This window comes from Ochrobactrum vermis (genome assembly GCF_002975205.1).
In the GTDB taxonomy this organism is placed as follows: Bacteria; Pseudomonadota; Alphaproteobacteria; order Rhizobiales; family Rhizobiaceae; genus Brucella; species Brucella vermis.
Window position 1 is genome coordinate 314,873 of the sequence record NZ_PCOC01000002.1, and the last position, 13,727, is coordinate 328,599.

A 13,727-nucleotide genomic window follows, 5' to 3' on the forward strand; every position below is an offset into this window, starting at 1 on the left:
ACGATCTATGCTTTGACAGATGTGGGAGCGAGCCTTGACAGGTAATCGCTGTTTGATAACGGGGTTCAAGGTGTTGTTGTCAGGTGTCGCGCTTCTGGAACTGGCGGCAATGCCGGTGCATGCCTTTGATTGGCGAACCAGTTTCTTTGACCCGGAAGACGGATATTTCGATGTGTCGGGTCTCAGAGCTGGCTCGGGAAATTTGAACAGGGGGGATAAGTGGAATTTCTGCCTGACTTCGGCTTAGATGCCGTGAACAGGAGATACCATGACGAGACGACCGCGCCGGAACCATAGCCCGGCTTTCAAGGCAAAAGTGGCGCTCGCCGCCATTCGAGGCGAGCAGACGCTGGTGGAACTGTCCCAACAGTTTGACGTGCACGCCAACCAGATCAAGCAATGGAAAGACCAGCTCCTTGAGGGGGCGACAGGCGTTTTCGGCGATGAAGCGAAGGCGGAACCGACGGGTCCAACCGTCGATGTCAAAACGCTGCACGCCAAGATCGGGGAGCTGACGCTGGAGAATGATTTTTTAGCCGGAGCGCTCGGCAAGGCGGGATTGCTGAGCGGAAAGAAATGATCGACCGCGAGCACAAGCTGTCCGTCGTGCGTCAGGCGAAGCTTCTCGGCTTCAGCCGTGGCAGTGTCTATTATTCGCCGCGTCCGGTGTCTGACGGCGATCTGGCTCTGATGCGCCGGATCGACGAGTTGCATCTCGAATACCCGTTTGCCGGAAGCCGGATGTTGCAAGGGCTCTTGAGGGGAGAAGGGTTACAAACCGGTCGACTGCACGTCGCCACGCTGATGAAGAAGATGGGCATCGAGGCGATCTACCGTCGCCCGAACACGTCGAAACCGGCACCTGGGCACAAAATCTATCCCTACCTCCTGCGCAAGCTGGCGGTTACCAGACCCAATCAGGTTTGGGCGATGGACCTGACCTATGTTCCGATGGCTCGCGGATTTGTCTATCTCTGCGCCGTTGTGGACTGGTTCAGCCGGAAGGTTCTGTCGTGGCGACTGTCGATCACGATGGAGGCAGCCTTCTGCATCGAAGCAGTCGAGGAAGCGCTGGCCCGTTATGGCAGACCCGACATATTCAATACCGATCAGGGCTCGCAGTTCACCTCGATGGACTTCACGACGGTGCTGAAGAAGGCGGAAATCGCCATCTCGATGGATGGCAAGGGTGCGTGGCGGGACAACGTCTTCGTCGAGCGGCTCTGGCGTTCGATCAAATACGAGGAAGTCTACCTCCACGCCTATAAAACAGTGTCCGAGGCCCGCGCTGGCATCGGCCGCTATCTGACCTTTTACAATAGCCGACGCCCACATTCATCCCTTGACCGGCAGACACCGGATCAGGCCTACTTCAACGCGCTGGCACCAATGATGGTGGCGGCATAATCGAGGCGGAAATCCACTTAGCGAAACGCCCGAAACTGTTCAGACAAACCGAGCCACCTCTGGTGGTGCATATACCGGGAACGGATCCTGGGGAGGTGGGTTGTTGAAACAGGGAGGATTGGCAGACGACCGCTTCCTCTATCGTTTTGGCTTGGGTATTGCTGACGTGACGCTGCCAGTTTTCCCCTTCGGAGGCAGCAGCGAGGTTGATTATGGCAATGCAATGAAATTCGGCTTTGGGAATATCCGCTACAAGGTCCCCAATACGTCATTTTCCATTGGACCGCAGTTTATCTACCGGACGTCGGATATCTCGCTTGATGCGCAGGGGCCTTTGGCTGACCAGGTAAACAGGATCATCGGAAGATTTGAAGGGGAGCACCAGTATGTCGCTCTGGGGTTGTCGATGAACTACGACACGCGCGACAACAAGATCACTCCGACGGATGGTATAAACGCCATTCTGAAGTTCGATGTCTACTCCGGTGCGTTGGGAAGCGACAGGGATTTCACCGAGGGAACGCTCAATGTGCACGCCTTCCACAAGCTAAACGACGCATGGTCAATCGGCACGAAACTGAGTGTTGACACTGTGTCTGCAGAGGCGCCGTTCTTTATGGCACCAGCCGTTGATCTTCGCGGCATTGAATCTGGCCGCTATCAAGGTGATACGGCCTTGAGTATCGAGACCGAACTTCGCCATCAGTTCACACCTCGTTGGGCGGGGGTGCTGTTTGGCGGCTATGGTGAGACCTTTGTCAACCATTCTCGACTTTACGAGCCTCAGGACAATATCTGGACTTATGGAGCGGGTATCAGATACAAGATCGCTCGCAAATTTGGTATCGATGCCGGACTGGATGTCGCACGCGGGCCGGAAAGCACCATCTTCTATATCCAGTTCGGACATGCGTGGGGACGAACTATGGACTGAGCGGGTTAGTTTGATGTCTTGCTCATATGGTTATCTGTTATCATCCGACATCCGACGTCGCCTGATCGTTTGCCTTGGCAACTCTCCAAAAAGTTCGCGATACCAGCCAGTGGACTTTCTTCGGAAAAGTGGAGAGGCATTTTGCATTTAGGCGGTCATTCGCTCGAACTGAGCGGGGCTCAATTAGTCGAGAGAAGAATTACGGCGGACTGGATTGTAGAAGCTGCGTTCAGCCAGGCCTTGAGGGCATGGCAATTTGGGCAGGTCGGGGTGGTGTAGATAGCCGCCCAGGCGTCGTTGTTCGTGATCATGTTCTTTCCTTGCATGGAAGCGGTATGCGCGGACTTGCACCAGCGAATCCCGTGCTGCGCTCGTCATTCGGCTGCGACCGAAGCGCGACCTCGGCCGGAGGAACGTCGGTTCCGGCTGCGATATACGCCTTTAAAGCCTTGAGGCGCAGCGCGCTGCCGAGCGTGAAGACGCTGGAGAGCGCCATCACTTCCAGCGGTCGGGCTGTCTTCCTCATTGTGACAGGCGTGCGACTGCGCCGGAGCGAGGCTGGATCGACAGATCCTCATCCTTCGGATCAGTTTCGAGGCATTGCAGGATTGGGCAATGAGGGCGGTGGTCGCCGTTGCAGGCTTTGACCAGCACAGTGAGCGAATGAGCCATGCCCTGAAGACCTTGGATCTTCATTTCCAGTCCGTCGATGTGGCCTTGGGCCAGACGTTTGACCTCCGCACTTTGTCGCGTGTCGTCGCGCCATAGACCGAGAAGATCGCTGATCTCGGCGACGGAAAAACCGAGATCGCGCGCGCGGCGGATGAAGCGCAACATATGGACATCCGTGTCCGAATAGTCGCGGTAGCCTGAGGACGTTCGATCGGCAGCCGGGATGAGGCCAGTCTGCTCGTAGTAACGGATCATCTTGGTCGAAACGCCTGATGCTTTCGAGGCTTGTCCGATATTCATGCATTCTCTCCTGTAAGTAACGACGGCCGACCCATACTATAGGGTAGGCTGTCCTGTTTCATCAGCTTGGGACCTTGAAGGTCTTGAGCCGCAGCGCGTTGCCGAGCACGAAGACGCTCGACAGGGCCATGGCGCCGGCGGCGAAGACCGGCGACAGCAGGACGCCGTAAGCCGGATAGAGCAGACCCGCGGCAACCGGGATCAGAGCCGTGTTGTAGGCGAAAGCCCAAAACAGATTCTGCCGGATGTTGCCGATCGTCGCCTTGGACAGTGCGATCGCGTTCGGCACGCCTTGCAGGCTGCCCGACATCAGGACGACGTCGGCCGCCTCGATGGCAATGTCCGTGCCTGTGCCGATGGCAAGACCCACATCCGCTGCGGCCAGTGCCGGAGCGTCGTTGATGCCGTCGCCGACGAAGGCGACCTTGCCGTGCTCGGCCTTGAGGCGGCGAACAGCATCGACCTTGCCGTCCGGCAGCACTTCCGCCACCACCTCGTCGATCCCCAGCCGCGCCGCGATGGCCTTGGCCGTGCGCTTGTTGTCGCCGGTGATCATCGCGACTTTGAGGCCGAGATCGTGCAGCGCCTTGATCGCAGCAGGTGTCGTCTCCTTGATCGGGTCGGCCACGGCGATGATCGCCGCAAGCCTGCCGTCGATCGCAGCATAGAGGGGCGACTTGCCCTCGTTGCCGAGACGTTCGGCGACCTTGGAGGAGGCTGTTACGTCATGACCAAGCTCTACCATGTAGCGGTCTGCGCCGATCTCGACACGCTTGCCGTCGACCATGGCCTTGACACCGAAGCCGGTCACCGAGTTGAAGTCCGATACGGCGGGCAAGGGGATGTTCTCCTCTGCCACAGCGTCCACAATCGCACGGGCGATCGGATGTTCCGACTTAGCCTCGACAGCCGCGACAAGGCTGAGCACGTTTGCCCGTTCAAATCCGGCGGCCAGTTCCAGGTCGGTCAGGGCCGGTTTGCCTTCGGTCAGCGTGCCCGTCTTGTCGACCGCGACGACTTTGGCGTCCTTGAGCAGTTGCAATGCTTCACCCTTGCGGAAGAGCACCCCCAGTTCGGCCCCGCGACCGGTGCCTACCATGATCGAAGTCGGTGTCGCCAGACCCATGGCGCACGGGCAGGCGATGATCAGGACGGCCACGGCATTGACCAGCGCGAAGGTCAGCGCAGGCGATGGTCCGAAATAGTACCAGGCGGCGAAGGTGAGGGCGGCCACGGCGAAGACCGCCGGTACGAACCACATCGTCACCTTGTCCACGATTGCCTGGATCGGCAGCTTGGAACCCTGCGCTTCCTCGACCATGCGGATGATCTGCGACAGCACCGTATTCCCACCGACTGCCGTCGCACGGATTGCGAAGGCGCCCTTCTGGTTCACCGTTCCGGCTACGACCTCGCTGCCGCTCGTCTTGGAAACCGGGATCGGTTCGCCGGTGATCATCGATTCGTCGACATAGCTTTCGCCCTCGACGACTTCGCCATCCACCGGGATGCGCTTGCCGGGACGAACTTCGACGATGTCGCCCGACAGCACGGAGTCGATCGGCAGCTCGACCGTCTTGCCGTCCCTGCGAACGCGCGCCATCTTGGCCTGAAGGCCGACCAGGCGCTTGATCGCCTCGGACGTGCGTCCCTTGGCGCGGGCCTCGAGCAGCCGGCCAAGCAGGATCAGCGTTACGATGACCGCAGCCGCCTCAAAATAGATGTTCACTGTTCCGGCAGGCAGGAAACCGGGTGCGAACGTCGCCACCAGCGAATAGCCGTAAGCGGCGAGCGAACCGACGGCGACGAGCGAGTTCATGTCGGGAGCCAGGCGCCACAGGGCGGGCAGCCCCTTGTCGTAGAAGCGGATGCCCGACACGAACAGCACCAGCGTCGTCAGCACGAACTGGAGGTACCAACTGTTGTGCATGCCGATGGTGGCGGCAATCAGATCATGCGCACCCGGAATGATATGCGACCCCATCTCCAGAATGAAGACCGGCGCCGTCAGCACCGCCGCGATAGTGAAGTCGCGGGTCAGTTCGCGGCGTTCGGCTTCCTTCTTCTCGGCGCGACCATCCGTCTCGGCCTGGCTGACCCCGGTTGCTGCCGCGATCACCCTGGCGTCATAGCCCGCGTTTTCGATTGCCGCTACAACGGCGGCCGCATCGGCAGTGCCCTGGACAGTGGCCTTCTCAGTCGCGAGGTTGACGACGGCGTTGGTGACGCCGGGTACGGCCTTGAGGGCCTTTTCGACCCGTCCGACGCAGGAGGCGCAGGTCATGCCTTCGATCGCGACCTCAAGCGAGGCTGACGCCGGCGTGGAGAAGCTTGCCGAAACCGTATAGCCGACATCCTCCACGGCCTTGATAAGTGTCGCACGATTGACCGGAGCGTTGGTGGTGATGCTTGCATTTTCGGTCGCCAGATTGACGACCGCGCCGGCAACGCCGGGCACAGCTTTGAGGGCTCTTTCAACACGGCCGACGCAGGACGCGCAGGTCATACCCTCGATGGGCAGGGAAATTGCTGCGTTCATCATCTCCGCAGCTCGAACAGGGGCATTCATCGCCGCTTCCTTTCTCGTTCCGAAATTCAGGTTCGGACGAAAAATGCGGCTTCCAACGATGAGAAGGTCAATAGCGAAGTTTTCTTTTTCTTGACCCTTGACCTTACCATCGTTGGAAACCCCACCTTCAGTGTCGTGAGACCCAAACCAAGGAGAATTCTCATGGAACTCAAAATCGAAGGCATGACCTGCGGTGGCTGCGCCAAGTCCGTCACTATGGCGATACAATCGGTGGATCCCGATGCCAAGGTCGAGACAAATCCGGCAGTGCGTGCGGTCAAGATCGAAACGACCGCAACGCTGGTCGCCATCTTGCAGGTTCTCGACGAAGCCGGCTACCCGGCGGCTTCGGCCTGACCGGGGGCGAGATCATGAACAAGCTCACTCCGATCTTTATAGCGGGTGCGCTCGCCATCAGCGCGGGTCTGGCCGTCGCACAAAGCCAGATGAACAAGGACAACACTATGCAAGGTCACAAGATGTCGGGTCACTCCATGCCCGCCTCAGACAACCCCTCCACGAAGGCTTACGTTGAAGCCAACGATCGGATGCACAAGGACATGGCGGTCGAATTTACGGGCGAGGCCGATATCGACTTCATGCGCGGCATGATCCCCCACCATCAGGGAGCGATCGACATGGCGAACGTCGTGATCGAGTACGGTAAGGACCCGGAAGTCCGCAAGCTTGCTGAAGAGGTGATCAAGGCTCAGGAGACCGAGATCGCCATGATGAAGAAGTGGCTCGCCGCCCGCGGCAAATAGCAACCGGAGGGCGGCTCCCAGAAGCCGCCTTTGCAAACAAAAAGAAATCAAGACATCGACGAGCGGCTTGGCCGTTGACTGTCAAACGACCGAGAGGAAGAAGATCCATGCATCGGCGGACTTTTCTGGCGAGCCTTACGGGCCTCGTCGTTGCCGGGCCTGCGGCAGCCCAGATGGAGCACGATATGGGCGGCATGAGCGGCCACGGCAATCACAGCATGCCCACGGCGGGCACCAACCCCGTTTTGCCGGAAGGGCAGTTGCTCAGGGAGTTGCCACGCCTGTCCAGCCAGTCGGCCGTGCCCGGCGTATTCAAAGCAAAGCTGGCAGCGGAACCGGGTGTGGTGCGGTTCGTCGAAGGGCTCGATACGCCTGTGCTTCTATATAACGGCACCAATCCCGTGATCGAGGCAAGTGAGGGCGACAAGGTTGAGATCAGCTTCAAGAACGGGATTCCAGGCGAACCCACGACGATCCATTGGCATGGCATGCCAGTGCCGGCCGACCAAGATGGCAATCCGAGCGACCCCGTAGCCTCGGGTGGCGAGCGCAACTATGCGTTCGAACTGCCGGAAGGCAGTGCGGCATCTTACTGGTTTCATCCCCATCCCCATGGTTTGACCGCCGAGCAGGTCTATCGCGGGCTAGCCGGTATCTTTCTGGTCAAACCGAAAGACGATCCCATCCCGCCGGAATATGGCGACACTATCCTCATGCTCACTGATCTCAGGATCGGCGCCGACGGGACGATGCCGGAAAGCACGATGACCGATCTTATGAATGGCCGCGTCGGCGATCATGTGCTCGTCAATGGACAGAAGAACCCGGCGATGGCCGCCGCTCTTGGCGAAAAACGCCGCATACGTCTCGTCAACGCGACGAATGCGCGGTTCCTGCGGCTCAAATTCGAGAATGCCAGCATGACCGTTGTCGGAACGGACGGTGGCCTGATCGAAGCGCCTGTCGCCGTCGACGAGTTGCTGTTCACGCCGGCCGAACGCGTTGAACTGATTGTTTCCTTCGACAAGCCGGGAGCGGCCAAGCTCGTTACGCTCGAATATGAGCGCGGTTGGATGGGACCAGGCAAGCCGAACGAGGCCGGCATGATCCTGCTGACGGCAAACGTCTCAGAAAAGGCGCTGGCTGCGATGCCGCCCTTGCCGGCAAAGCTACGCTCCATCGAATCTCTTGGGAATCCGGTTGTCACGCGCCGGTTTGTGCTGACGGAAACGATGGGCGGAATGGACCATGGCAGCATATCGATGCAGGGCATGGATCATGGCAATATGACGATGAACGGCATGGATCACTCCAACATGTCCATGTCTTCCGGCAGCATGGAGATCAAGTTCCTGATCAACGGCGCCAGCTTCGACATGAACCGCATAGACGAAGTCTCGAAAGTCGGACAAGTCGAGCTTTGGGAGGTCGTCAACGCGGCGGATATGGATCATCCGTTCCATGTACATGGTACGCAGTTTCAGATCGCAGAGCACGAGAAGGACGGGAAGGTCACCACGCCACCCTATCGCGCGTGGAAGGATACCGTGAACATCGTGGCCGGCGAGACGGTCCGGATACTGCTGCGCCAGGATCTGCCGGGGCCGCGCATGTATCATTGCCACATCCTCGAGCACGAACAGCTCGGCATGATGGGTACGGTCGACGTTCAAGCCTAGTGTGGTCCAGCGAATGAAACGAAAGCCCGCCGCGAAGATGTTCGCGGCGGGCCCTTTGCCACTGTAGACCGACGGGACCTCATCGTGGCGGTGGCGACGCACGCGGGAATCGGTCGCCTGTCACCGAGATGTAGAATCGCCCACAGCGAGCACGAGCGGGACAGAGCCATCACGAGGAAATGGCGGCTGTGCCTCTTCTTCGCGGGCGGCGTGGCATGAAAATGCCGCCGATGCTTCGGCGGATGGCTCCCGGCTGGCCAGGGCAGGGAGCAGGCTTGATCTCGGACTTCTTTTTGGCCTTTGCAGCGGCGCTCACTTCAGGCAGCCTTCTCGGAGTGGGTCTGTTCGATCGGCCGGTACTTGTCCCGTGGCTGGGAAGTCGCTGTCGGACAGATTGGAGCATATCCTTTTCAGCGAATTGAAGATCGCGCGGCACTCGTCCGGGGATAGACCCGTCAGCGCCAGTTCGAACGTCGGCTGCGCTCGCCCGCATCTCTTCGAAGATCAGGCGGCTGCGTTCGGTCAGGACGATCTGCCGCACGCGCCGATCGTTCTCGTCGAGGCGGCGTTCGATCAAGCCGCCGTCGACCAGACGGTCGATGAGGCGCTAGACGCTGATCGGCTCGATCTCCAGCAGTTCGGCGAGCTTGGCCTGGGTCATGCCTTCCTCCTTGAACACGCGCACCAGCAGGCGCTACTGCGCCGACGACAGCCCGTAGCCGCTTGCGCGCTGCTCCAAGTGCCACCGTATCAGGCGCGAGGCATGGTGCAGCAGGAAGCCGAGGCGGTCCCTCTCGCCGTTGGGCAGCGTCATTCGACCGGCACCGGCGCCGGCAGCTTTTCCGGGGTAAAGAACACGTCGGCGTGTATGTCCTCCCGGCGCAGTCCGCGCGCAAAAGTCACCTCCATTGCTGCGTCCACCATCAGCGGTGGGCCGGCAACATAGGCCTTCCAGCCGTCAAGATCAGAAATATCCTCCGCCACGAACTGGGTCACGAAACCGCTTCGATACTGCGCGGACTGCGCCTCGGACAGCACGGGCGCGAAGGTGAGATTGGGATGCCGCTTGGCGAGAGTCTGGAAATGCTCGACGAGGTAGAGATCGCGCTGGGCTCGGACGCCGAAGTAAACATGAATTGGCTGCTTCATGCCGTGAGCAAGGGCCGTTTCCACAATTGACTTGATCGGCGCCAGCCCGGAGCCGCCGGCGATGCACAGGATCGGGCCGGAATGATGCTGGCGCAGATAGGAAGAGCCCAGCGGAAATTCCAGCGTAACCTTGTCGCCGGGCCTCAGCGCGCCGTGCACATGCTCCGACGTGACGCCACCCGGAACGCGGCGAACGTGAAATTCAAGGCTGTCATCTCCGTGACGACTGGCCATGGAGTAGCTGCGCGCCGGTGCGCCATCGAAACCGATCTGCGCGTATTGCCCGGGGGTGAACAGCAAAGAGGAACCGTCCGCAGGCGCAATCCGCACCAGCTTGATATCGTGCGTGAGATCGTCGAGGCCGGTCACGACAGCATCCAGACGTCGTGGAGGCTCGACGGCGTCGTCTTCGTCGCTGCCGAGCCACGCGACGGCGGCATTGGTTTGCGGTACAGCCCGGCATGCGAGGATCAGACCGCCGGTCTTCTCTTCATCGGTGAGGGCGAAGCGCGAATGCTGGAGCAGCTCGACCTCGCCCTCGATCAGGCGTGACTTGCAGGAACCGCAGCGGCCGGATCGGCACCCGTGGGGATAGGAAATGCCCGCGGCAAGCGCGGCGTCGAGGATCGTTTGCCCTTCCTGGACATCCAGAGTACGCCGTGCCTGCCGGATATCAACGGATCTTGCTGTCATATCCGCTCCTCACATGCCCTGTGCCAGTCCGAGCGCCTTGGTCAGGCCCGGCTTCTGGCTCGGGAACGTTCCGTAGAAGACTTCGGAACCGACGATGGTGATAGGTGCTACCCGGACGCCAGTGCGGGCCTTTGCCTCCTCGGCGGTCCAGGGGTCGGTGAGGTCGCGTTCCTCGTAGGCGAGTCCGTGCTGGTTGAGCCAACGCTTGAGCGCGTGACAGTCCGGACAGGTCGGGGTTGTGTAGATGAGTATGTGCTTTTCGTTGGCTACTGTCATGGTCTTGCCTTTCTCTGAATTCGACCAGGTTGCCCTGCCGACCGCCGTCAAAGGGCGGCCGGATAGAGCAGGTTGTCCTCAACGTGCGGCTTCCAACGCTTGTAAGGTCAAGGCCTTCCTTGCGCGGAAGGAGCATTTCGAGGCGTGAAGCAAAGCCGCCCACAAAAGCCCCGCGCCAGCGATCCTGTCGATCGTTACCGATCGCGTTGCGCATTATGATTGTTCAATCGCGGGGTGCGGACAGGAGCGTCGAGAGCGCTGACTTCTTCGCCGATCTGCGGCAAGCCGCATGACTCCGCACGTTGCCTCAAAGGGCCCGCTGTTTCGCCAGCGACGGGCGCACGACCTACCATGAGGGTTACAGGCCGCCCTTGAAACACCGAAACGGATCGATGACGGCTGTCCTGTTTACACATGCTTTCCGAGAGGTCGACGTCCCAAAAAATATGTGTCCACATCGGCCACAAGGAACTATCGCATGATCGCAATTTACCCTCTTGACCTTACCATCGCTGCAAACCCCACATCTGATGGCGCCATAGAGAAGCTACGGCAAGAGAAAATAGAGAGTAAGCAAATGAAAACTGTCCTCCAAAGCATTCTTCTTTCTTCTGTTATCGCGATCGGTTCTATTTCTACCGCAGCCGCATTTACCAGTACCGGCGTGATTGAACGGATCAGCCATGGCGAGAACATCATCTTCGTCCGCAACGGCGATGCCTACCGGCTGCCAGACAACATCGACATCCGCGCTTTCCAGGTTGGGCAACGGGTCAATGTGCATTGGGATACCCAGAACCCTTCGAGAATTGAGGATGGCAGCAGAGACGTCCAAAGGCAGTTGGTGAACGCAAGAGGTATTGAGCAGCCGGCTCGAAACTAGAAGACAAATTGCGGCGGAGAACGAAATACTCTCCGCCGCTATTTCCGATCCAAATCGTCAACGTCTTAGCACCCGTCCTGGCCCGTATCCATCGCCTCCGCACAAATGACCGGGGCAGTGAATCAGCTTAAGGTCGTCAGGTTAGATAGGCATCGTAGACAAATTTGAGCCGATATCTTGCGGCGGCGAGATTCACCATGCCAAGGAGCTGCTGGCCAGTTGGCCATGGGTGCCGATGGAGCGGTTGATCTCGAGATGGCCGAACACGCGTTCAATGCGGTCACGTTGCCTGTTGAGCAATCGGTCATGTTCGATTTTCACGCGTTGGTTTGACCGGTCGGCTATGATGGCCCCGATTGTCCGTTTGGCCAAATCGGCACGGATAGCGTCTGCATCGTAGCCCTTGTCCACAAGCAGGGTGGCCGGTTTACGCTCGGGCAGATCGATTAGGACGTCATACGCCCTTCAATCTGCCGCCTCACCACCCGTCTGGTGGACGGCGGTTGGTCGTCCGAGGGCATCAGCCGGGCAGTGGAGCTTACTGGTGAACCCGCCCCGCAAGCGCCTCGGCCCCAAACTGCCTCCCAAAGTGAGAAGGACATCTCGAGGCGTGAAGAAAAAACACCCACAGATGCCCGAAATACTGGTGGTAGCGGCCGCGCCAACGATCCTATCGATCGGCAGCGACCGCGTTGCGCATTGTGATTGCTCGCTCTTCCGGTAGATTGGGTTAGACAATCAATGTGGACAGCACCTTGCCTTCAGCGCAGGCGGGCTCCGTCCCGAACACAGGTAAAATTTGTAAATGACTGCTCGTAAGACGAAGTCAACGGTCGGGAAGCCGGATGAAGCTGCAATGCCCGCCGATGTAGACGCGGCCGGCCCCCTTCTGCACCATTCCTCGCTTTCGCAGAATGACGTCATGATCCTGGCGGAAACGTTTCGCCTGCTCGGCGACCCCTCACGGTTGAGGATCCTTCTGAGCTGTGTGCCGGGGCCGATCTCGGTTGGCGACATCGCCGAACGGCTGGACCTGTCTCTGACCCTGGTCAGTCACCATCTGCGCCTGCTGCGCGGTGCGCGCCTCGTCAAAGGCGATCGTCAGGGCAAGCAGATATTCTACGAAATCGCCGACCATCACGTCAGCCACGTTCTCCAGGATATGGCCACGCACATCGCGGAGGATCATGCGGACGATTGATCTGCCGGCACAAGAGAGTAACCCTCATACTTATATTTGAATAGCTGTTCAATTGTGTCATTGACTCCTTCCGAAGCCACGCAGGGCACTCGCGAACGCGCCCGCTGCGTCGGTGAGAAAGGAGATCGGAAATGACAACTTGACTTTCAATGCCGAGCGCCGGTGAACGGCTTGGCTTTCGCGTCGACGGCATGGATTGCGCGAGTTACGTTGGCAAGATCGAGACGGCGTTGGGCCGTCTGGGGGGCATCTCTGACGTGGCTGTCAATTTTGCCACCGAGACGCTGTTGCTCTCGCGTGACGTCGTAAGCAAAACAACGTCGAAGGACATCGCCAGGAAGATTCGCTCGCTTGGTTTCGACGTGACGGAGTTACCGGCTTCCACCGTTCCTGCAGCGCCTGTCCAACGTGCCGTTGCGCGCCCCGGGCATGATCACAGCGGCTGCTCTGACGATCATGGAGCGCAAGACCATCATGGCGCTTGCGGAAGCGATCACAAGCACGGTCACGAGCACGATAACGACGCCCACACCCACGACCACGGCGCCTGCGGCGGTCAGGATCATACAGGGCATGCGCCGGCTCCCCGCGCCGCGCCGGTTTCACCACCCAACGTTTCGATGCGGGTCGAGGGAATGGATTGCGCGAGCTGCGTCGGGAAGATCGAAGTCGCGCTGGCGCGGATGCCTGACGTTTCCGACGTTCGTGTGAACTTCACGACCGAGACACTCGAACTGAAGATTGCAGCGGGTGCGATCACCAAGGTAGCAGACATCGAAAAGACGATTAGAAGCCTTGGCTTCGGGGTGTCCGACGTGCGCACGCTATCGACTTCAAATGATGCGGTCGTTGACGTCGCGCCATCGCCAGCGATGCGCAATCAGCGCTGGTGGCAGACCCGTAAGGGGAAGCATGTCATCGGTCTCGGCCTGTTGATGGGCTCGGCCTACGCCATTGCCCTATTCATCCCCCTTTATGCGGAATGGATATTTGCCGCCGCCGTCGTGGTGGGCGTTATCCCGTTCGCCCGCAAGGCTTTCGCGCTCGCGGCATCGGGATCGCCATTCTCCATCGAAACGTTGATGGTCGTCGCTTCGATCGGCGCCCTCGTGATTGGCGAGGCCGAAGAAGCGGCAGCGGTCGTGTTCCTCTTCGCAGTCGGCGAAATGCTCGAAAGCGTGGCCGCCTGACGGGCGCGCG

Annotated in this window: 15 protein-coding genes; 8 read left to right on the forward strand and 7 right to left on the reverse strand. The window is 59.6% G+C overall.

The annotated features are described in order from the left end of the window. Positions 1-268 precede the first annotated feature (268 nt). A protein-coding gene (locus CQZ93_RS15670; RefSeq protein WP_105541261.1) for an IS3 family transposase occupies positions 269-1,407 on the forward strand; the annotation gives its coding sequence in 2 pieces (ribosomal slippage) (positions 269-536 and positions 536-1,407; 1,140 coding nt in all). A gap of 103 nt (positions 1,408-1,510) precedes the next feature. Then, positions 1,511-2,341 carry a BamA/TamA family outer membrane protein gene (locus CQZ93_RS15680; RefSeq protein WP_146114458.1) on the forward strand — a complete coding sequence of 277 codons (831 nt, stop codon included), beginning with the start codon at positions 1,511-1,513 and terminating at the stop codon, positions 2,339-2,341. Positions 2,342-2,648: 307 nt separating this feature from the next. On the opposite strand, the gene CQZ93_RS15685 is transcribed toward CQZ93_RS15680, so the two are convergent. From CQZ93_RS15685 to CQZ93_RS15695, 3 genes are all read right to left on the reverse strand, one after another. Further along, positions 2,649-2,867 carry a hypothetical protein gene (locus CQZ93_RS15685; RefSeq protein ID WP_146114459.1) on the reverse strand — a complete coding sequence of 73 codons (219 nt, stop codon included), beginning with the start codon at positions 2,865-2,867 and terminating at the stop codon, positions 2,649-2,651. Then, complete coding sequence (cueR, locus tag CQZ93_RS15690; protein WP_105543577.1) at positions 2,864-3,313, reverse strand: Cu(I)-responsive transcriptional regulator; 450 nt, start codon at positions 3,311-3,313, stop codon at positions 2,864-2,866. Before cueR ends, CQZ93_RS15685 begins: the two co-directional genes overlap by 4 nt. A 61-nt stretch (positions 3,314-3,374) precedes the next feature. Next, positions 3,375-5,882 (reverse strand): heavy metal translocating P-type ATPase, encoded by a 2,508-nt coding sequence (locus CQZ93_RS15695; protein WP_105543578.1) that lies wholly within the window; start codon positions 5,880-5,882, stop codon positions 3,375-3,377. A gap of 162 nt (positions 5,883-6,044) precedes the next feature. Here CQZ93_RS15695 and CQZ93_RS15700 point away from each other — a divergent pair, with 162 nt between their 5' ends. The 3 genes from CQZ93_RS15700 (at position 6,045) to CQZ93_RS15710 (ending at position 8,325) form a co-directional block, all read left to right on the forward strand. Further along, positions 6,045-6,239 carry a heavy-metal-associated domain-containing protein gene (locus CQZ93_RS15700; protein WP_105543579.1) on the forward strand — a complete coding sequence of 65 codons (195 nt, stop codon included), beginning with the start codon at positions 6,045-6,047 and terminating at the stop codon, positions 6,237-6,239. A gap of 14 nt (positions 6,240-6,253) precedes the next feature. Continuing rightward, a complete protein-coding gene (copM, locus tag CQZ93_RS15705; RefSeq protein WP_105543580.1) occupies positions 6,254-6,646 on the forward strand; it encodes a CopM family metallochaperone in 393 nt (130 codons plus the stop codon). Positions 6,647-6,753: 107 nt separating this feature from the next. Beyond that, positions 6,754-8,325: a multicopper oxidase family protein gene (locus CQZ93_RS15710; protein ID WP_105543581.1), complete on the forward strand. Its 1,572-nt coding sequence runs from the start codon at positions 6,754-6,756 to the stop codon at positions 8,323-8,325. Between the two features lie 169 nt (positions 8,326-8,494). On the opposite strand, the gene CQZ93_RS27270 is transcribed toward CQZ93_RS15710, so the two are convergent. The 3 genes from CQZ93_RS27270 to CQZ93_RS15725 form a co-directional block, all read right to left on the reverse strand. Next, positions 8,495-8,902: a hypothetical protein gene (locus CQZ93_RS27270; RefSeq protein WP_339561732.1), complete on the reverse strand. Its 408-nt coding sequence runs from the start codon at positions 8,900-8,902 to the stop codon at positions 8,495-8,497. Positions 8,903-9,135: 233 nt separating this feature from the next. After that, positions 9,136-10,167 (reverse strand): 2Fe-2S iron-sulfur cluster-binding protein, encoded by a 1,032-nt coding sequence (locus CQZ93_RS15720; protein ID WP_105543582.1) that lies wholly within the window; start codon positions 10,165-10,167, stop codon positions 9,136-9,138. A gap of 9 nt (positions 10,168-10,176) precedes the next feature. After that, positions 10,177-10,443, reverse strand: a complete 267-nt coding sequence (locus tag CQZ93_RS15725; RefSeq protein WP_105545165.1) for a glutaredoxin family protein — start codon at positions 10,441-10,443, stop codon at positions 10,177-10,179. Between the two features lie 478 nt (positions 10,444-10,921). Here CQZ93_RS15725 and CQZ93_RS15730 point away from each other — a divergent pair, with 478 nt between their 5' ends. Further along, entirely contained in the window at positions 10,922-11,326 is a 405-nt protein-coding gene (locus tag CQZ93_RS15730) for a DUF1344 domain-containing protein (RefSeq protein ID WP_105543583.1), read from the forward strand. A 192-nt stretch (positions 11,327-11,518) separates the two neighbouring features. Here CQZ93_RS15730 and CQZ93_RS15735 read toward each other — a convergent pair whose 3' ends face one another. After that, a complete protein-coding gene (locus CQZ93_RS15735) occupies positions 11,519-11,737 on the reverse strand; it encodes a transposase (protein WP_181153407.1) in 219 nt (72 codons plus the stop codon). 394 nt (positions 11,738-12,131) lie between these two features. On the opposite strand from CQZ93_RS15735, the gene CQZ93_RS15740 reads away from it, so the two are divergent. Continuing rightward, positions 12,132-12,527 carry an ArsR/SmtB family transcription factor gene (locus tag CQZ93_RS15740; protein WP_434059884.1) on the forward strand — a complete coding sequence of 132 codons (396 nt, stop codon included), beginning with the start codon at positions 12,132-12,134 and terminating at the stop codon, positions 12,525-12,527. 149 nt (positions 12,528-12,676) lie between these two features. Next, positions 12,677-13,717 carry a cation transporter gene (locus CQZ93_RS27400; protein WP_434059885.1) on the forward strand — a complete coding sequence of 347 codons (1,041 nt, stop codon included), beginning with the start codon at positions 12,677-12,679 and terminating at the stop codon, positions 13,715-13,717. Positions 13,718-13,727: the final 10 nt, after the last annotated feature.